This is a genomic window from Cryobacterium sinapicolor (assembly GCF_004403465.1).
Lineage (GTDB): Bacteria > Actinomycetota > Actinomycetes > Actinomycetales > Microbacteriaceae > Cryobacterium > Cryobacterium sinapicolor.
Genome location: NZ_SOGQ01000028.1, coordinates 1 through 20071, shown reverse-complemented (window position 1 = coordinate 20071; position 20071 = coordinate 1). Strand labels below are relative to the sequence as shown.

The window sequence follows — 20071 nt, the reverse complement described above, 5'->3', positions numbered from 1 at the left end:
GACGGATGCGCAAAGATGGAGTGGTGACTCAACTCCATGACCTTTCCTCGCGCGGGTTTGCCTCCGACAATTACTCCGGGGTGCATCCCGAGATCCTCGACGCGATCGTCGCCGCCAACGGCGCGCACCAGATCGCCTACGGCGAAGACGTCTACACGGCCAGGCTGCAGCAGGTCTTCGCCGAACACTTCGGCGCGGGCGTGGAGGCCTTCCCGGTCTTCAACGGCACCGGCGCCAATGTGATCGGCCTGCAGTCGATGCTGCCGCGCTGGGGCGCCGTGATCTGCGCATCCACCGCCCATATCAACACGGATGAGGCGGGCGCCCCCGAAAAGGTGGCCGGCATCAAGCTCCTCACCGTCGACACCCCCGACGGCAAGCTCACCCCCGCTCTGATCGACCAGCAGGCGTGGGGCTGGGGCGACGAGCACCGGGCTCAGCCACTGGTCGTGTCGATCACCCAGACCACCGAGCTCGGCACCGCGTACACCGTCGACGAGGTGCAGGCCATCGCCGACCACGCGCACGCCCACGGCATGAAGCTGCACATGGACGGCGCCCGCCTCTCCAACGCCGCCGCCTCGCTCGGCCTGCCGTTCCGCGCCTTCACCCGCGACGCCGGCGTCGACGTGCTCAGCTTCGGCGGCACCAAGAACGGCATGATGTACGGCGAGTGTGTCGTGGTACTGAACCCGGAGGCATCCGCCGGCCTGATCTACCTGCGCAAACTGAACATGCAACTGGCCTCGAAGATGCGCTTCATCTCGGCCCAGCTGATCGCGCTGCTCGGCGGCGACCTCTGGCTGCGGAACGCCGGCCACTCCAACGCCATGGCCCAACGGATGCGCACCGCTCTCGAGGCCGGCATCGCCGCCGGTCAGATCGAGGGTTTGTCCTTCACCCAGAACACCCAGGCCAACGCGATCTTCGCGATCCTGCCGCCCGGCGTGGCCGATCGCCTTCGCGGGCACTTCCGGTTCTACGATTGGAACCCTGCGACCAACGAGGTGCGCTGGATGTGCGGCTTCGACACCGACGAGGCCGACATCGACGCATTCGTCGCGGCCCTGATCCGAGAGCTGGCAGCCCGATGAACGTCTTCGAGAACAAACCCTGGCTCGGCTCCTACGCCCCCGGCGTTCCTAGCACCATCCAAGAGCCGACCGACACGCTCTCCGACATGATCGAGACCTCCGCGCGCCGGTTCGGCCCCAGTGTGGCACTCGACTTCTTCGGCGCCACCACCACCTACGCCGAGCTCGGCGAGCAGATCTCCCGCGCCGCGAACGGCTTGCTGCGCCTCGGCGTCAAGCCCGGCGACCGGGTGGCCCTGGTACTGCCGAACTGCCCGCAGCACGTGGTGGCCTTCTACGCCGTGCTGCGCCTGGGCGCGATCGTGGTCGAGCACAACCCGCTCTACACCGAGCGCGAGCTCCGGCACCAGTTCGAGGACCACGGCGCCCGCGTCGTGATTGTCTGGGACAAGATCTACAAGACCGTCACCGATTTCCCCGCCGACCTGGGCCTACGCACCGTGATCGCGGTGAACCTGACGGAGGCGATGCCGCTCGCCAAGCGGCTCCTGCTCAAACTGCCGATAGCGAAAGCCCGCGAGTCGCGCGACGCCCTGACCTCAGGCCCCTTGGGCAAGGATGCCTTCACCTGGGCCGGCATCGTCGGCTCGCGCAAGCTGCGCCACAGCCACCCGCGCCCGAAGGTCACCGACACGGCCGCGCTCCAGTACACCAGCGGCACCACCGGCACCCCGAAGGGCGCCATCCTCAGCCACTTCAACCTGCGCGCGAATGCCCTGCAGGGCGAGGCCTGGGTGCAGGGGCTGCGTCCCGGCGAGGAAGTCTTCTACGCGGTCCTGCCCATGTTCCACGCCTACGGCCTGACCCTGTGCCTGACCTTCGCGATGGCCACCGGCGCCCGGCTCGTGCTGTTCCCCAAGTTCGACGAGGGACTGCTGCTCGATGCGGCCCGGCGCACCCCACCCACGTTCATGCCGGCCGTTCCGCCGATCTACGACCGCCTCGTGAAGGCCGCGGCGGCGAAGAATGTGAGCCTCCGCAGCGTTCGTTACGCCATCTCGGGCGCGATGAGCCTGCCGGTGTCGATCGTGGAACGCTGGGAGGCCGCCACCGGCGGGCTGCTGGTCGAGGGCTACGGCATGACCGAGGCCTCGCCGATCGCCGTCGGCAACCCGATGGGCCCCAGCCGACGCCCCGGCACGGTGGGCGTGCCGTTCCCGAGCACCGAGATCCGCGTGGTGGACCCGGACGACCCCACCGTGAACCGCGGAATCGAGGAAGAGGGTGAGCTGCTCATCCGTGGCCCGCAGGTCTTCTCCGGCTACTGGGACCAGCCGACCGAGACCGCCAAGACCCTGCTCGAGGGGGGCTGGCTGCGCACCGGCGACATCGTGCGGGTCTCCGCCGACGGCTTCGTCACGGTCGTCGACCGCATCAAGGAGCTCATCATCACCGGCGGCTTCAACGTGGCGCCCTCCGAGGTCGAGGCGGCCCTGCTGTCGCATCCGGATGTCGCCGACGCCGCCGTCGTTGGGCTGCCGAGCGCGAACGGCGGCGAAGACGTGGCCGCCGCGGTGGTGCTGGCGCCGGGTGCCACCCTCGACGTGGACGCCATCCGCACCTACTGCCGCACCCGGCTCTCCGCCTACAAGGTGCCCCGCACCGTCGTGGCGGTCGACGAGTTGCCCCGGTCACTGATCGGCAAGGTGCTGCGCCGCGAGGTGCGCGCGGGTCTGATCGAGGAGTAGCGCCCGGGCTCCCCCGCAGCCCGATCAGCCGACCTCCGGCTCGCCCGTGCGCTTGAATCGTCGTTCAGTACGCGCCACACCGACAATTCACCCGCACTCGCACGCCGGAGGTCTCGGCGGCTCGGTGATCGAGCCGCACCGGTGATCGAGCCGCACCGGCGGTCGAGCCTGTCGAGATCCCTGTCGAGATCCCCGCCCCGACACAGTAACTCCACAGCCCCGTCAGGTAAAAATGTCATCCGACTATTTTTCTCGGACAAGCGTCCGGGCGCTCTCAGGAGTGACCACCGGTGGAGACCACGATGACCAGAAACACTCTTGACCACTTCGATGTCGTCGTCATCGGCGCGGGGCCGGCTGGAACGGCCGCAGCGCTCCGGGCCGCCGAACTGGGAGCCCGCGTCGCCGTGGCGGAGGCCGACCGGCTCGGCGGAACCTGCGTGAACACGGGGTGCGTGCCGACGCGGGTGCTCGCCAAGGCGGCACGCCTGATGCGCGAGGTGCGCACGGCGGATACCTATGGAATCGTGGTCAGCGACCCGCGCATCGACTGGGCCACCATGGTCGATCGGGTGCAGTCGCGGGTGAACAAGGTACGCTCGATCAAGAGCGAGGCCGAGCGGTTCGAGGCTTCGGGAATCGAACTGGTTCTGGAAGGCCGGGCGCGATTCATCGATCCGCACTCCGTGGTCCTGGACACCGGCCGCATCCTCACCGCCGACACGTTCCTGGTCTGCGTCGGCGGGCACTCTCGGCGCCTGCCCGTGCCGGGGGCGCACCTGGCGACAGTCCCGGAAGACATCCTGAAGCTGACGGCCCTTCCCCGACGGGTCGCCGTGATCGGCGCCGGCAACACCGGCGCACAACTAGTCACGGTGTTCAGCTCCTTCGGCTCGGCGGTGACCCTGCTCGACGTCGCCCCGCGTATCCTGACGGCATCGGATTCCGACATCTCCGACACGGTGTCGACGGCATTCCGCCGGCAGGGTGTGGCCGTGCACACGGGAATTGACACGGTGACCGCGATCCAGCAGCAAGCCGACGGAACCCTCACCCTGTCCTGGCGCGAGAACGGAGCGGGGCAGTCCGCCGACTTCGATGCCGTCATCATGTCCACCGGCTGGCCAGCGGATGTCGACGACCTGGGACTCGATCAGGCCGGCATCACCACCGAACGTTCGGCGATCCCGGTGGACCTGTACTTCCGGAGCGTCGTGCCTCACATTTTCGCCGTCGGCGACGCGAATGGACGGGACATGCTCGTGCAGGCCGCCCAGTTCGAGGGTGAAGCCGCCGCCGAGAACGCGGTGCTGGGCGCCAATCGCAGAACGCCGCACCACCTGCTCCCTGCCGGCGGCTTCACCGACCCCGACTACGCGGGCGTGGGGTTCACCGAGGAGGAGGCCAGGGCTCGGGACCCGCACTGCGTCGTCGCGACAGTGCCCTACTCCGAGCTCGACCGCGCTGTGATCGACGGCCGGAACCTGGGGTTCCTCAAGCTGATCGCCGACCGGCGGCGGGAACTGATCCTCGGCGCCCACGCCACCGGGGAGAACGCGGTCGAGGTGATCCAGTCAGTGACGACGGCGATGGCCGCCGGAGTCGACGTTGCCACCCTGGCCGGGGTGCGCTTCGCCTACCCCACCTACAGCGCGGTCATCGGCCTCACGGCCCGTCGTCTGCTGCTGGAGGCGCCGGAGCCGGTCGCGGTGGCCGCGCCTGCCCCGGTGGCCGCGCCTGCCCCGGTGGCCGAGCCAATCCCGCGGTGATCGAGCCGGTCGCGGTAATCGAGCCTGTCGAGATGCCCGACAAGCCCGATCTCCGGCCTACGGGCGCAGCAGCACCTTGATGGCGCGCCGCTCGTCCATGGCGGCGTAGGCGTCGGCGACCTCGGACAGCGGCAGCTGCAGGTCGAACACGCGGCCGGGGTTGATGGCGCCCGAGAGCACCTCCGGCAGCAGCTCTTCCACGTAACCGCGTACGGATGCGACGCCGCCGTTCAGACCCACGTTCCGCCCGAACAGCGGGCGAACCTCGATCGGTCCGCCGGTGGGCACGCCGACATAGCCGACCATTCCGCCGGGACGGGCCGACGCGATCGCCTGCTCCATCGATTCCTTGGTGCCGACGCACTCGAGCACGCAGTCCGCGCCGATGCCGTCGAAGAGTTCACGGATGCGGGCCACACCGGCCTCGCCGCGCTCCTCGACGACGTCGGTGGCGCCGAACTCGCGGGCCACGACCTGGCGTTCGGGGTGGCGCGACATGGCCACGATCCGGGATGCCCCGAGCCGCTTGGCCGCGATGATGGCGCAGAGGCCGACCGCGCCGTCGCCGACGACGACGACCGTGCTGCCCGCGGTCACACCGGCGGAGACCGCGGCGTGGTGGCCGGTGCCCATGACGTCGGCGAGGGTCAGCAGACCGGGAACCTGGGCGTCGGTGGGCAGCGTCGGCGTCGCCACGAGCGACCCGTCGGCGTGCGGCACGCGCACCTTCTCGCCCTGGGCGCCATCGGCGAAGCCGCCGAGCTGGTCGTCCGAGCCCCACCAGCCGCCGTGCAGGCAGGAGGTGCTGGTGCCGTTCTGGCAGTTGATGCAGGTATTGTCGCAGTCGTAGAACGGCGCGATGACGAAGTCGCCGACCTTGATCCGGCTCACGTCGGCGCCGATCTCCTCGACGATGCCGACGAACTCGTGGCCGATTCGTTTCGGCTCCTCGGTGGGCTGGATTCCCCGGTAGGGCCAGAGGTCTGAGCCACAGACGCAGGCTGCGACGACGCGCACGATGGCGTCACCGCCGGTGGAGAGAATCGGATCGGATACTTCTTCGAGGCGGATGTCCCGTTCCCCGTAAATCACTGTTGCACGCATGGTCCGAGCCTAAGCCCGCCCACCTGACCGTCTCCCGACGGCCAGGGGGAGCGGCGGCGACGGGAAGCCCTACAACAGCGCGTCGTCGTCGAGGTCGACCGGGTCCGAAACCAGCAGCGGGGCGGAGGCGACGCTGAGTGAGTCCCCGTCCGGCGCCAAGTCCACGCGCACCGTGTCGCCGTCCCGCACGGCGCCCGACAGGATCGCCGTCGCCAGCTTGTCATCGATCTCGGTCTGCATCAGCCGGCGCAGCGGGCGGGCGCCGTAGATCGGGTCGTAGCCGCGCTCCGCCAGCCAGGTGCGGGCATCCGGGGTCACCCCCAGCTCGAGCCGGCGCTCGACCAGCCGCTTTTCCAGCCGGTCCACCATCAGCCCGACGATCTGGCCGAGGTCCTCCATCGACAGCGTCTGGAACACCACGATGTCATCGAGACGGTTGACGAACTCGGGCTTGAACGTCTGGCGCACGAGCGTCTGCACGGCAGCCTCCTTCTCCTCCCGGCTGAGCACCGGGTCGATCAGGAACGCCGACCCGAGGTTCGAGGTCAGCACCAGGATCGTGTTGCGGAAGTCCACGGTGCGGCCCTGGCCATCCGTCAGCCGGCCGTCGTCGAGTACCTGCAGCAAGACATCGAAGACCTCCGGATGCGCCTTCTCCACCTCGTCGAACAGGATCACCGAATACGGGCGGCGGCGCACGGCCTCGGTCAGCTGCCCGCCCTGCTCATAGCCGATATAGCCGGGAGGCGCCCCGACCAGGCGGGACACGGAAAACTTCTCCCCGTACTCGCTCATGTCGATGCGCACCATCGCCTTCTCGTCGTCGAAAAGGAACTCGGCGAGCGCCTTCGCGAGCTCTGTCTTGCCCACGCCGGTCGGCCCGAGGAAGAGAAACGAACCGGTCGGCCGGTCCGGGTCAGAGATACCGGCTCGGCTGCGGCGCACGGCGTCGGCGACCGCCCGCACGGCCTGCCTCTGCCCGACCAGGCGGTGCCCGAGCTCACCCTCGAGGTTCAGCAGCTTCTCCGTCTCGCCCTGCAGCAGCCGGCCCACCGGGATGCCCGTCCACATGGCGACCACTGCGGCGATGTCCTCGGCGGTGACCTGATCATTGACCATGCGCGGCCCGTCGGACTCCGCCTGCTCGGCCGCGGCGAGCTCCTTCTCCATCTTGGGGATGTCGCCGTAGAGCAGCCGGGACGCCTTCTCCAGGTTGCCCTCCCGTTCGGCCCGGTCCGCCGCGCTGCGCGCGGTGTCGAGCCGCTCCTTGAGCCCGCCGACCCGGTTCAGCGAGGCGCGTTCCTTCTCCCAGCGTGTCTGCAGCTCGGTCAGTTTCAGCTCACGATCCTCGAGGTCGCCGCGCAGCTTCTCCAGCCGGGCCTTCGACGCGTCGTCCTTCTCCTTCTTCAGCGCGAGTTCCTCCAGCTTGAGCCGGTCCACGCTGCGCCGCAGCTCGTCGATCTCCACCGGGGCGGAGTCGATCTCCATCCTGAGCCGGCTGGCGGCCTCGTCGATCAGGTCGATGGCCTTGTCGGGCAGCTGGCGGGCCGTGATGTACCGGTTGGAGAGGGATGCCGCGGCCACCAGTGCCGCGTCCGCGATCAACACCTTGTGGTGCGCCTCGTAGCGCTCCTTGAGGCCGCGCAGGATGGCCACGGTGTCTTCCACGCTCGGCTCGTCGACCAGCACCGGCTGGAAGCGGCGCTCGAGGGCGGCATCCTTCTCAATGAATTCGCGATACTCGTTGAGCGTGGTCGCGCCGATCAGGCGCAGTTCGCCGCGCGCGAGCATGGGCTTGAGCATGTTGGAGGCAGCCACGGAGCCCTCGCCGCCGCCGGCACCCATCAGGGTGTGCAGTTCGTCGACGAAGGTGATGATCTGGCCCTGCGCGTCGTTGATCTCCTTGAGCACGGCCTTGAGCCGTTCCTCGAACTCACCGCGATACTTCGCCCCGGCCACCAGGGCCGCCAGGTCAAGGGCCACCAGTTGCTTGCCCTTGAGGGAATCGGCCACGTCGCCGGCCACGATGCGCTGGGCCAGGCCCTCCACCACGGCGGTCTTGCCCACGCCGGGTTCCCCGATCAGCACCGGGTTGTTCTTGGTGCGGCGGGTGAGCACCTGGCTGACCCGGCGGATTTCGGCGTCCCGCCCGATCACCGGGTCGAGCTTGCCGCTCTTGGCGATCTCGGTGAGGTTGACGCCGTACTGCTGCAGCGCCGTCTTCGCTTCGTCCTGGGGCGGTTGCTGACCTGCTTGCATCGGAGGATCCTCTCTCGGGCCGGCCGCTCGCGCCGCAGGTCGGTGGAAAAGCTGAGTCTGATGGACTCAAGTTTAGAGGACATCGGGAAAACGCGCCAGCGGTTCGGGGGCGAACGGGCCCGCAAGGCCCGCCTGCACCCCCCGTCACGACTCAATTTCCCCCGGGGTATCCGGATTCCTCTGTCGGATGCCATACTTACCGAACAAAAGACCCGTTTCTATACTCAGCGCAGAGGATCAGGCCCGTGGCCACCCCCACCCTTAAAAACTTCATCAATGGCCGCTTCGTCGCTCCCGCCGGCACCGAGCTGCTTCACATCGTCGATCCCACGACGGGACGCCTGGTCGCGCTGGCCCCGGTGTCCACAGCGGCCGACGTCGACGATGCGATGACCGCCGCGAAGAGCGCCTTCCGCACCTGGGGGCGCACAACCCCCTCCGAACGACAGCGCGCGCTGCTGCGCCTCGCTGACGCGATCGACGCCGAGAGCGACGCCATCGTGGAGGCCCAGCACCGCAACACCGGTCAGCCCCGTGCCACGATCGCCGCCGACGAGGTCGCGGCCGGTGCCGACCAGCTGCGTTTCTTCGCGGGTGCCGCCCGCCTGCTCGAGGGCAAGTCCGCCGGTGAATACCTGCCCGGCATGACTTCCTGGGTGCGCCGGGAGCCGATCGGTGTGGTCGGCCAGGTCACCCCGTGGAACTTCCCCTTCCTGATGGCGATCTGGAAGATCGGCCCGGCGCTGGCCGCCGGCAACACCCTCGTTCTCAAGCCCAGCGACACCACCCCCGAGTCGACCCTCGAACTCGCCCGGATCAGCCAGGGCATCCTCCCCGACGGCGTGATGAACATCGTGCTCGGAAACGGCGGGACCGGGGCCGCGATCGTCGAGCATCCGGTGCCGGGCCTGGTCTCGATCACCGGCAGCGTGCGGGCCGGCATGGCCGTCGCCGCAGGCGCCGCGAAGACGCTCAAGCGGGCCCACCTCGAGCTCGGTGGCAAGGCGCCGGCCCTGGTCTTCGCCGGCGTGGACGTGGCGAAGACCGCCGCCGCCATCGCCGACTTCTCCTTCTACAACGCCGGGCAGGACTGCACGGCCATCACCCGGGTACTCGTGCACGAGTCGATCCACGACGAGTTCGTCGAGGCCTTCGTCGCCGAGGCCCGCGGCCGCACCACCGGGTCGGCCGACGACGCCGACAACTACTTCGGTCCGCTCAACAACGTCAACCACTTCGGCGACGTCGTGCGGAAGGTCGCCGCCCTGCCCGACCACGCCGTGATCGCCACCGGCGGCCACCAGGTCGGTACCGAGGGCTTCTACTTCGAGCCCACCGTTGTCACCCAGGTGCGGCAAACGGATGCGATCGTGCAGGAGGAAACGTTCGGCCCGGTGATCACGGTGCAGCCCTTCAGCTCGGAGGAGGACGCGGTCACGCTCGCGAACGATGTCAACTATGCGTTGGCGTCCAGCGTCTGGACTCGCGACCACGCCACGGCCATGCGGGTCTCCCGCGACCTCGACTTCGGCGCGGTGTGGATCAACACCCACATCCTGCTGACCGCCGAGATGCCGCACGGCGGGTTCAAGCAGTCCGGTTACGGCAAGGACCTGTCGATGTACGGCGTCGAGGACTACACCCGGATCAAGCATGTGATGAGCGCGCTCGAATAACCGGCCTCGACAACCGGGTCTCGACAGGCTCGACCCAGAAGCCCGACCACAGACCGCCCGATTCATGGAGAACAGAGGAAGATCGTTGACATTCCATCCGCTCGACCCGCTGTCCGCCGTTGAGTTCACCGCCGCCGTGGCCGTTCTCGCCCGTGAGCGCGGCGTCGCCGACGGGTGGCGGTTCACCTCGATCGAGCTGGTCGAGCCCTCCCGGAGCGCCGTCGCCGGGTTCGCGGCCACGGGAGCGGTTCCTGACCGTCGCGCCCGGCTGGTCGTGCTCAACCGTGCCGAGAACACCACCTGGGTCGGCGTCGTGTCGCTCACGACCGACGCCCTGTTCGAGTGGGACACCGTTCCGGGGATGCAGGCGAACTTCACCGTCGACGAGTGGGAGGAGGCCGACGCCGCCCTCCGCGCCCACCCCGACGTGATCGCCGCCCTCGCCCGCCGGGGGATCACCGACCTCGACCTGGTCTTCATCGACACCTGGACCTACGGCGACGCCGTCATCCCCGACCGGTACCGCGGCCGCCGCCTGGGCTGGTCGGACGTCTGGGTGCGGGCATCCACGGAAGCCAACCCCTACGCGGGGCCGGTCAGCGGCCTCCACTTCGTGCTCGACGTCAACAGCATGGAACTGCTCGAGGTCGAGGACTCGTTCACGGTCGAACCTCCGGCGGGAATGGGCGAATACGTGCCGCACCTGGTGCCCCGGCGCATCCGGGATCGAAGCGAGCGCCCGACGCTGACGCCGCTCGACATCGTGCAGCCCGACGGCCCGAGCTTCACACTCGACGGCAACCTGGTGCAGTGGCAGAACTGGTCACTGCGGGTGGGGTTCAACTACCGAGAAGGCATGACCCTGCACACCGTGGGCTACCGGGACGGGGGCCGGGTGCGCCCCATCGCCAACCGGTTGTCGTTCGCGGAGATGGTCGTGCCGTACCGCGACCCCAGTGTCGACCACTTCCGCCGCACGGCCTTCGACGTCGGCGAGTGGGGTCTGGGCTTCATGACCACCTCGCTCGAACTCGGCTGCGATTGCCTGGGCGAAATCCGCTACCTCGACGCCGTGCTGCACAACAGCAAGGGCGAGCCGTACAGCATCCCGAACGCGTTCTGCATCCACGAGGAAGACAACGCGGTGCTCTGGAAGCACGTCGACCACAACGGCAGTGCCGAGGTGCGACGGATGCGCCGGCTCGTCGTGTCCTTCCACGTCACGGTCGCGAACTACGAGTACCTCGTCTACTGGCGCTTCTACCAGGACGGCAACATGGAGTGCGAGGTGCGCGCCACCGGAATCATGGTGGTGACCCACCTCGACGAGGGCCAGCCGCACCCCAACGGCACCCTGGTCGACACGCGCACCTACGCGCCGTTCCACCAGCATTTCATCGTGGCCCGGATGGACCTCGACGTCGACGGCCCGGAGAACACGGTGTTCCGCACCGAGACCCAGGTCGAGCCGATCAGCGCCGCGAACCCGCTCGGCCTCGCGCTCACGCAGCAGAACACCCCGATCGAGACCGAGGGGTTCGACGACTACAACTGGGACACCCAGCGGGCCTGGAAGGTCGTGAACGAGAACTTGCTCAACGGCCTCGGCACGCCGGTGTCCTACAAGCTGGTGCCCGGCGGCGCCATCCCCTCCTTCTTCGACCGTTCGGCGCCCGCTCTCCAGCGCGCCCAGGTGATCGGGCACACGGTCTGGGTCACCCCGAACGACGAGACCGAGCGTTGGCCGTGCGGCGAGTTCGTGAACCAGAGCGCGGTCGACCACGGCCTACCCGAGTGGATCCAGGCCGGACGGCCGGTGCGGAACGCGGATGTCGTGCTCTGGTATGTTTTCGGCATCCACCACATCACCCGGCCGGAGGAGTGGCCGATCATGGCCGTCGATACCGTGTCGTTCTGGCTCAAGCCGGTCGGTTTCTTCGACCGCAATCCGTCGCTCGATGTGGAACCGCGTCCGGCGCACTGTGCGCCGGACGAGCACGCCCAGCACGCGCACGACGCAGACCACCATGACCACTGAGTGCGACACCCGTCGCGAACCGAGGGAGAAACCAGCGTGACCCGAGTAGCCAACTACGTCGTCGCCTACGAAGCGACCGAACGGGGCAATGACACCGTCGAGCTGGGTGTCGCGCTGGCGCGCCTGACCCGCTCCGAGCTGCGTCTGTGCCTTGTGCTTCCGCATCATTCGTCCACCGTCCCGGCCCGGGTCGGCGCCGTGTCCTCCCCCGACTACCAGGCGCTGCTCGAGGCGCAGGCCCTCGAATGGCTCGAACAGGGCCGGGCCCTGGTTCCCGATGACGTGGTCGCCACCACGCATCTGCTCTACGCCGACTCCACCACGGAGGGACTGCTCCAGGCCGCCCGCACGTTCGACTCGGACCGCATCGTCGTCGGGGCCTCGCGCCGCGGCCTGATGAACCGATTCACGATCGGCAGTGTCGCCAGCGCGCTCCTGCACGCCTCACCGGTGCCCGTCGCGCTCGCTCCCCGCGGCTACCAGGCTCCCGCGCAGCTGACCCGGATCACCTGCGCCATCGGCACCCGGCCGGGCTGGAAGGCGCTGCTCGACTCGCTGGTGGCCTTCTCGGAGGACCTCACCGTCGACCTGCGCTTCGTCACGCTCGTGGAGGTCGACGCCGGTCGTCGACACCCGGTCGAGGTCACCGAGAGCCAGGCCCACCTCGCCGGCGTGCTGGAGTACTTCCAGAGCCGGTCGAAGGCGAGCGGCACCATCACCACCGAGGTCGGGTCCGGTCACAGCGTCGAGACCGCCGTCGAGGCCCTCGACTGGCAGCAGTCCGAAATCGCCTTCGTCGGGTCCAGCCGGCTGGCCCAGCCGACCACGATCTTCCTCGGCATCACCGCTCACCGCATGCTGCACGCGCTCCCCGTTCCCCTCATCGTGGTTCCCACCGGCACTGACGCCCGTAAGCCGCACTGACCGAAAGGACAGTCCTATGACTAGCCAATCTCCCTCCTCGGGCTCCACGCCCGGCACCACCACCCTCACCGGCGGCCTGTCCGAAAAGGGCCTCAGCGCCGGCTCGATCGGGCTGCTCGGCGCCACGGTCATCGGCATCTCGAGCATCGCGCCGGCGTACACCCTGACGGCCTCCCTCGGCCCGACCGTCGCGGCCGTCGGCGCCCAGATGCCCGGCATCTTCCTGGTGGGGTTCATCCCCATGCTGCTGGTGGCGCTCGGCTATCGCGAACTCAACAACGCCATGCCGGATGCCGGCACGTCCTTCACCTGGGCCACCCGCGCCTTCGGGCCGTGGCTGGGCTGGATGGGCGGCTGGGGTCTGATCGTCGCGACCGTGGTCGTGCTCTCCAACCTGGCCGGAGTCGCCGTCGACTTCTTCTATCTGATGCTCGCGCAGCTGTTCGGCAACCCTGGCCTCGCCGACCTGACCAACAACGCGGTGATCAACGTGCTCACCTGTCTGGTGTTCATGGTGGCGGCCGCCTACGTCTCCTACCGCGGCATGGAGACCACCAAGGCCGTGCAGTACGTGCTCGTCGCCTTCCAGCTGGTCGTGCTGGTCTGGTTCAGCGTCGCCGCCCTGACCCAGGTCGCCGAAGGCACCGCCTTCGACGCGCTGGCATTCAGTGCCGACTGGTTCAACCCGTTCCTCGCCCCCTCGTTCTCGGCCTTCGCAGCCGGGGTCTCGCTCTCGATCTTCATCTTCTGGGGTTGGGACGTCACCCTGACCATGAACGAGGAGACCAGGAACCCGAAGACCACCCCCGGGCGCGCGGCGACGCTGACCATCGGCATCATCTTCGCGCTGTACATCCTCGTGGCGGTCGCCACCCTGATGTTCTCCGGCGTCGGTGCCGGCGAATTCGGCCTCGGCAATGAGGAGATCCAGGGCAATGTATTCGCCCCCCTGGCCGGACCGGTAATGGGCCCCTTCGCCATCCTGATGTCGCTGGCCGTGTTGTCGAGTTCGGCCGCGTCGCTCCAGTCGACCTTCGTCGGGCCGGCGCGCACCATGCTCTCGATGGGCCACTACAAGGCGTTCCCGAAACGGTTCGCCTCGATCAGCCCGCGCTACAAGTCCCCGGCCTTCGCCACCGTGATGGCGGGCGCCGTGGCCTGGGGCTTCTACGCGATCATGCGCGTGCTCAGCACGGATGTGCTCACCGACACCATCCTCACTCTGGGCATGATGATCTGCTTCTACTACGGGGTCACCGCGTTCGCCTGCGTCTGGTACTTCCGTGACTCGCTGCACGGCCCCCGGGCCATCCTGCTCAAGCTCCTGGCACCGCTGATCGGCGGTGTCATCCTGCTGGTCATCTTCGCCACCACGCTGTACGACAGCATGAACCCCGACTACGGCAGCGGGTCGAACATCGGCGGTGTCGGACTCGTCTTCATCCTCGCTATGGTGCTCTTCATCGGTGGCATCGTGCTGATGCTCATCCAGCACAGGGTCAACCCGGACTTCTTCCAGGGGAAAACGCTGACAACGGGATCCTCGAAGGAACACGGGCACGTGGAGTAGCCCCCTGCCGTAACCGGCCGGGCCTGCCCCGGCCGGGCCTGCCCCGGCCGGGCACGGCTCGGCCAGGGCGCGGCTCGGCCAGGGCACATGGAAGAATGGGTCCCGCCATGGCCCACACGCTCAGCTCCCACGACATCGCGCTCCTTGTGGGCAGCCAGGCCTTCTCGCGCGGCGAACGCTACGCCCGCAACGGCCACGTCGAGGTTGAGACCTGGTTCGGTTCGGGCACCCAGCTCTTCGGCTCTGTGCGCGGTTCGCACCGCACGCCCTATTCGGTGACCGTCTCGTTCACCCTTGATTCCACCGGCGCAACGGTGCGGGCATCCGGCGTCTGCACCTGCCCGATGAAGCGAAACTGCAAGCATGTCGCCGCGCTGCTGATCGACAGCCAGGGCGGTGCCGTGAGGGGCAGCCTCGGCCGGGTTCCGGGTGACTCAGACACCCACGACACTCTCCTGGGCCGCGAGCCCGGTTCCGCCCCGGCCGTGTTCCCCGCACGGGCCGCGTGGCGCAGCGCGCTGGCCCCGCTGGCGCGTCCGGATTCGGCGGCGGCAGGCAGTAAGACCCGGCTCGCACTCCAGTTCCAGCTCCTCGCTCCGGAATCCAGCCGTTTCGCCGGCCAGCCGGGGCTCCGGCGGCTCGCGGCCCGGCCCGTGGTGATGGGCAAGCAAGGCAAGTGGATCCGGGGCAGCGTCACCTGGGAGAACCTGACCACCGACGGCTCCCTCGACCGCAGCCAGCTGAGGGTGCTCTCGGCGATCTACGCCCTGCAGTTCGCGGCGCGGCCGTACTACGCGACGGCGGCACAGTGGATCCCCATCGATGCGTTCCCCGACCGGTCGCTCTGGGACCTACTCGCCGACGCGGCGAACACCGGACTTCCCCTGGTCTCCGCCACGGAGGAGCAGGATTCGGTACTCATCTCACCCGTTCCTGCGGGCCTGGAGCTGGACATCCGTCGCGCCTCCGACGGCCTCACACTGCACCCCACCCTGCTGCTGGGCGACGAACCGCAGAAGCGTGGCACCTTCGGGTTCATCGGCAACCCGGCCCACGGCGTCTACACCTGGGCCGACCCGCTCGGCGGCGCCCCTCAGATCACGCTCGCCCCGCTCTCGGGCGAGATCAGCCGGGAACTGCGCGCCATGGCCGCCTCAGACAGCATCGCCGTGCCCGGGGCCGACGAGGCCGACTTCCTGACCGAGTTCTACCCGTTCCTCCGCCACCGCATCGCCGTGACCAGCCGGGACGACTCGTTCGCCCTGCCGGAGACCCCGCAGCCGGTGCTGGCCCTGACCATCACGCACCAGACGGATGCCCGCATCGCCCTGCACTGGGAGTGGCACTACCCGGAATACCACCAGCCGCTCCGCCCGGCGCCCGGCGACAGCAGGTTTCGCGACGGCACCCGCGAGGGGCAGATCCTGCATGGGGTGCACCCGTTGCTCGCCTCCGTGCCGACGCTGGTCGGTCAGCAGACCGGCCGGCCGGTCCTGATCGAGCGGGCCACCCTGTCCGGCACCGCCATGCTCGGCTTCCTCGACACGGTGGCGCCAACCCTGGGGGCGGCCGATCACGTCACCGTCCTGGTCGCCGGGGACGCGCCGGAGTACCGCCGTGCCGACGAGGCGCCGGTGATCACCGTGGGCACCACCGAACGCCCCGGCAACCGGGACTGGTTCGACCTGCAGGTGTCGGTCAGCATCGACGGCGAGGAAATCCCGTTCGACAGCTTGTTCCGGGCCCTGGCGACCGGGCAGCAACTGATGATCCTGCCCAGCGGCACGTATTTCAGCCTCGACCGCCCCGAACTGCACACGCTCCGCCGGCTGATCGAGGAGGCGCGCGGACTGCAGGACGCCGGAGCAGAGTCCCTGGGGATCAGCCCGTTCCAAGCCGACCTCTGGGAAGAGCTGCAGGCCCTCGGGGTTGTCGCCGGCCAGGCGGCCGCGTGGCGCGACACCGTGTCGGGGCTCACCGACGTCGCCCAGATCCCGGAGCAGACGCTGCCAGCGGGGGTCGACGCCACCCTGCGCGGCTACCAGCAGGCCGGTTTCGAGTGGCTGAGTTTTCTCTACGACCACCAGCTGGGCGGCATCCTCGCAGACGACATGGGCCTCGGCAAGACCCTGCAGGCCATCGCCCTGATGGAACGGGTGCGGGAACAGCCGGGGGTGAGCGCGCCGTTCCTGGTTGTGGCTCCGACCAGCGTCGTCTCCAACTGGGCCGCCGAGTGCACCCGGTTCGCGCCCGGCCTGCGGGTGGCCGCGATCACCGAGACCGCCGGCAAGCGCAGCACCACCCTGGCCTCGCTGCACGCCGACGCGGATGTCGTGCTCACCTCGTACACACTGTTCCGGTTGGACTTCGGCGACTACGAAGCCCTGGCCTGGTCGGGCCTTCTGCTCGACGAGGCCCAGTTCGTGAAGAACCGCAAGTCCCGCGCCCACCAGTGCGCCCGCCGCCTGGACGCCCCGTTCAAGCTCGCGATCACGGGCACGCCGCTGGAAAACAACCTGATGGAGTTCTGGTCGCTGCTGTCGATCACGGCACCGGGGCTGTTTCCCAGCCCCGGCCGCTTCGGCGATTACTACCAGAAGCCGATCGAGCGGGATGCCGCCGAAGACCGGCTCGACCAACTGCGCCGCCGCATCCGCCCGTTCATGCTGCGCCGCACGAAGGAGCAGGTGGCCGGCGACCTGCCCACCAAACAGGAGCAGGTGCTCGAACTGACCCTGCACCCGAAGCACCGCGCGGTCTACGACACGCACCTGCAACGGGAGCGCCAGAAGGTGCTCGGGCTGATCGACGATATGAACGCGAACCGGTTCGAGATCTTCCGCTCGCTCACCATGTTGCGCCAGCTCAGCCTCGATGCCAGCCTCTACGACGAGAAATACGCCGACCTTCCGTCGACCAAACTCGACGTGCTCCTCGAGCTCCTCGACGACATCGTCGCCGGCGGGCACCGCACCCTCATCTTCAGCCAGTTCACCCAGTACCTGGGCAAGGCCCGCGCGCGCCTCGATGCCGCCGGCATCAGCTACTCCTACCTCGACGGCAAGACCCGCGACCGCGCACAGGTGATCGACGGCTTCAAGACCGGCGACGATTCGGTGTTCCTGATCAGCCTCAAGGCCGGCGGGTTCGGCCTCAACCTGACCGAGGCCGACTACGCCATCCTGCTCGACCCGTGGTGGAACCCGGCCACCGAGGCGCAGGCCGTGGACCGCATGCACCGCATCGGCCAGACGAAGAACGTCTTCGTCTACCGCCTGGTCTCTCGGGACACGATCGAGGAGAAGGTGATGGCCCTCAAGGCCACGAAGGCTCGCCTGTTCGAGAGCGTGATGACGACTGCGGCGGCACGCGGAACCGCCCTGACCGCCGCCGACATCCGCGAACTGCTCGCATAGCCGCGCAGCCGAACAGCCCGACGTTGACACGCACAGCCGCGCAGCCGCGCAGCCCTCACGAGTAGGCTTTCAGCTGCCGGTCACGAGACCGCTGTCCCAGCAAGAGGTGGCCCATGCCGCAGCACCGTCCATTCGTTCCCCGGCCCGAATCCACCGTGATAGGGGCCGACGGCTGGCCGGCCGAGCTGGTCGCCGCCGTACGCGCGTCGACCGAAGCGGCCGCAGTCGCCACGCTGCCCTGGGTGGGCCGCGGCGACAAAATCGCCGCCGACCAGGCGGCCGTCGCGGCCATGCGGGCCGTGCTCCTGACCGCCCCGTTTCGCGGAACCGTCGTGATCGGTGAGGGCGAGAAGGACCACGCCCCCATGCTCGCCAACGGCGAACGGCTCGGCAGTGGTGACGGGCCCGACTGCGACATCGCGGTCGACCCGCTCGACGGCACGACCCTCGCGGCCCTGGGCCTGCCCGGCGCGGTGTGCGTGATCGCCCTCTCCCCCCGAGGCACGATGTTCGATCCCGCCGGGGTCTTCTACATGGAGAAACTCATCTCCGGCCCGGCCGGTCACGGCGTTCTGGACCTGCGTGCCTCAGCCACCCACAATCTCCGTGCCTTCGCGGCCGCACGTAGCGTCCCCGAGACCGCACTGACCGTGGCCGTGCTCGACAAACCACGCCACGTCGCGCTGATCCGCGAACTTGAGTTCGCCGGTGCGCGCGTGCTCCGCATCGCCGAGGGTGATGTGTCCACGGCCATCGCCGCCGCGTCGACGGATGCCGGGGTCGACCTGTCGATGGGCATCGGCGGCACTCCGGAGGGCGTCATCGCGGCCTGTGCCGTCCGCGCCCTCGGCGGGGTCATGCTCGGCCGAATGGCCCCGCAGAGTGATGCCGAGCGCGGCGCCGCACGCAGTGCGGGCCTCGACCTCACCCTCATCTACACCGCCGCCGACCTGGTGTCGAGCGAGCGCGTGCTGTTCGCCTCGGCCCCGGCCACCTGACCCGCTCGGTCGGCGCCCCTGACCCGCGGCGGGCCGCGCCCCCGGTGGTCGAGCCCCCGCTGGTCGAGCCTGTCGAGACCCGGCGACCCAGCCCCCGCTGGTCGAGCCTGTCGAGACCCGGCGACCCAGCCCCCGCTGGTCGAGCCTGTCGAGACCCGGCGACCCAGCCCCCCGGGGCCTCCCAAGCCAACCCACACCCCACAACCGGTACCCCTGCACCCCGGCACCCCGGCACCCCACAACCGGCACCCCGCACCCGATTCCTCTCCCGCCTTCGGCACGAGAGAGAATAGAACGGTGAGTTCCACAACTACCTTCGCCCTTATCCGCCACGGCCAGACCGACTGGAATGCCGCACTGCGCATCCAGGGTCACTCCGACATCCCACTTAATGACACCGGTCGCGGACAGGCAGCGGATGCCGTCGGTGACCTGGCCGCGCACGAGTGGGACTTCGTCGTCTCCTCGCCGCTCAGCCGCGCAGCCGAGACGGCCGACCTGATCGCCGAGGGCCTCGGTCTTACCGTCACCGGTCGCATCCCGGAGATCGTCGAGCGCAACTACGGTCCTGCCGAGGGTCTCGGCGCCGGCCCCGAGTTGGACGCGCTCCGCGTGCCCGGCGGCCCCACCGGTATCGGCGGGTTCCGCGGCGCTGAGACGGAGGCCAGTGTGGCCGACCGCGGAGTCGAGGCCCTGCAGCTACTCGCGCACGAGAACCCGGGTGCCCGCATCATCGTCGTGAGTCACGGTACTCTGATTCGTCTCACCCTCATGCAGGCCCTCGATCAGCCCGTCGACACGATCCGGAACGCGTCCCTCAACGTGATCGTCCACGACGAGGCCGGTTGGACTCTCGACATTCTCAACGGCGAACCAGTCCCCGTCGCCGACCTCCTCCCCACCACGAACTAGTTCCGACCGCGAGAGCGACCGTTCCGGTCGAGAGTGGCCGTTGTGCCGGACACTCGCGTCCGAACGGGCACAGTCACCACTGGTTAGCGGCGGATGGCTCCCGTTGGCTCCCGTGCGGGGTGGCTTTCTTCGGTTGTGGTGTGTGCGCGTTGGCAGGTGGGCNTTCTTCGGTTGTGGTGTGTGCGCGTTGGCAGGTGGGCTTTCGGGTGTGGCTGATTCAGGACATCCGTCGCCCGTAGCCACCGGCCGGCGCGGACTAGTGCGGGGCGGGTGTGGGTGCCCGGGGCGGCGTGCTGGGTTCTCCTGAGTTGGCCACATCGTCGGTGCTTGCGGCATCACCGGTGGTTCTGTAGCGCTGACGGTTGCCGGGGCAGGGGGCGGTGTGGGTTCGGTGCCGCCGTGAGTGTTGCTGTTCCGGTCGAGAGTGGCTGGTGTGCCGGGCACGGTCGACCGGAACGGGCACAGTCACGACTGGTTAACGGCGGAAGGCCACCGTGTGGGGTGGCCTTCCTGCGGTGGTGCGGGTGGTGCGGGTGGTGCGGGTGGTGCGGGTGGTGCGGGTGGTGCGGGTGGTGCGGGTGGTGCGGGTGGTGCGGGTGGTGCGGGTGGTGCGGGTGGTGCGG

General features: G+C 68.9%; 12 protein-coding genes. 10 read left to right on the top strand and 2 right to left on the bottom strand.

The features are described from left to right. Nucleotides 1-5: 5 nt before the first annotated feature. The 3 genes from E3T28_RS06090 (at nucleotide 6) to E3T28_RS06080 (ending at nucleotide 4551) form a co-directional block, all read left to right on the top strand. Nucleotides 6-1094, top strand: a complete 1089-nt coding sequence (locus tag E3T28_RS06090; protein ID WP_174776791.1) for a threonine aldolase family protein — start codon at nucleotides 6-8, stop codon at nucleotides 1092-1094. Beyond that, nucleotides 1091-2782: a long-chain-fatty-acid--CoA ligase gene (locus tag E3T28_RS06085; RefSeq protein WP_134428914.1), complete on the top strand. Its 1692-nt coding sequence runs from the start codon at nucleotides 1091-1093 to the stop codon at nucleotides 2780-2782. Before E3T28_RS06090 ends, E3T28_RS06085 begins: the two co-directional genes overlap by 4 nt. A 302-nt stretch (nucleotides 2783-3084) precedes the next feature. Further along, complete coding sequence (locus E3T28_RS06080; protein ID WP_134428912.1) at nucleotides 3085-4551, top strand: dihydrolipoyl dehydrogenase family protein; 1467 nt, start codon at nucleotides 3085-3087, stop codon at nucleotides 4549-4551. A 57-nt stretch (nucleotides 4552-4608) separates the two neighbouring features. Here E3T28_RS06080 and E3T28_RS06075 read toward each other — a convergent pair whose 3' ends face one another. Both E3T28_RS06075 and E3T28_RS06070 read right to left on the bottom strand, forming a co-directional pair. Next, nucleotides 4609-5655: a zinc-dependent alcohol dehydrogenase family protein gene (locus E3T28_RS06075; protein ID WP_134428910.1), complete on the bottom strand. Its 1047-nt coding sequence runs from the start codon at nucleotides 5653-5655 to the stop codon at nucleotides 4609-4611. 69 nt (nucleotides 5656-5724) lie between these two features. Beyond that, a complete protein-coding gene (locus E3T28_RS06070; protein ID WP_134428908.1) occupies nucleotides 5725-7914 on the bottom strand; it encodes an ATP-dependent Clp protease ATP-binding subunit in 2190 nt (729 codons plus the stop codon). Between the two features lie 245 nt (nucleotides 7915-8159). On the opposite strand from E3T28_RS06070, the gene E3T28_RS06065 reads away from it, so the two are divergent. The 7 genes from E3T28_RS06065 (at nucleotide 8160) to E3T28_RS06035 (ending at nucleotide 19448) form a co-directional block, all read left to right on the top strand. Then, nucleotides 8160-9590, top strand: a complete 1431-nt coding sequence (locus E3T28_RS06065; RefSeq protein ID WP_134428906.1) for an aminobutyraldehyde dehydrogenase — start codon at nucleotides 8160-8162, stop codon at nucleotides 9588-9590. 85 nt (nucleotides 9591-9675) lie between these two features. Continuing rightward, nucleotides 9676-11628 (top strand): primary-amine oxidase, encoded by a 1953-nt coding sequence (locus E3T28_RS06060; protein ID WP_241979192.1) that lies wholly within the window; start codon nucleotides 9676-9678, stop codon nucleotides 11626-11628. Nucleotides 11629-11664: 36 nt separating this feature from the next. Then, nucleotides 11665-12552 carry a universal stress protein gene (locus E3T28_RS06055; protein ID WP_166786941.1) on the top strand — a complete coding sequence of 296 codons (888 nt, stop codon included), beginning with the start codon at nucleotides 11665-11667 and terminating at the stop codon, nucleotides 12550-12552. A gap of 16 nt (nucleotides 12553-12568) precedes the next feature. Then, nucleotides 12569-14122 (top strand): APC family permease, encoded by a 1554-nt coding sequence (locus E3T28_RS06050; protein ID WP_134428900.1) that lies wholly within the window; start codon nucleotides 12569-12571, stop codon nucleotides 14120-14122. A 107-nt stretch (nucleotides 14123-14229) separates the two neighbouring features. Continuing rightward, nucleotides 14230-17538: a DEAD/DEAH box helicase gene (locus E3T28_RS17145; protein ID WP_198417163.1), complete on the top strand. Its 3309-nt coding sequence runs from the start codon at nucleotides 14230-14232 to the stop codon at nucleotides 17536-17538. A 113-nt stretch (nucleotides 17539-17651) separates the two neighbouring features. Further along, complete coding sequence (locus tag E3T28_RS06040) at nucleotides 17652-18536, top strand: fructose-bisphosphatase class II family protein (protein WP_134428896.1); 885 nt, start codon at nucleotides 17652-17654, stop codon at nucleotides 18534-18536. 297 nt (nucleotides 18537-18833) lie between these two features. Then, nucleotides 18834-19448: a histidine phosphatase family protein gene (locus E3T28_RS06035; RefSeq protein ID WP_134428894.1), complete on the top strand. Its 615-nt coding sequence runs from the start codon at nucleotides 18834-18836 to the stop codon at nucleotides 19446-19448. The last annotated feature ends 623 nt before the right edge of the window (nucleotides 19449-20071 follow it).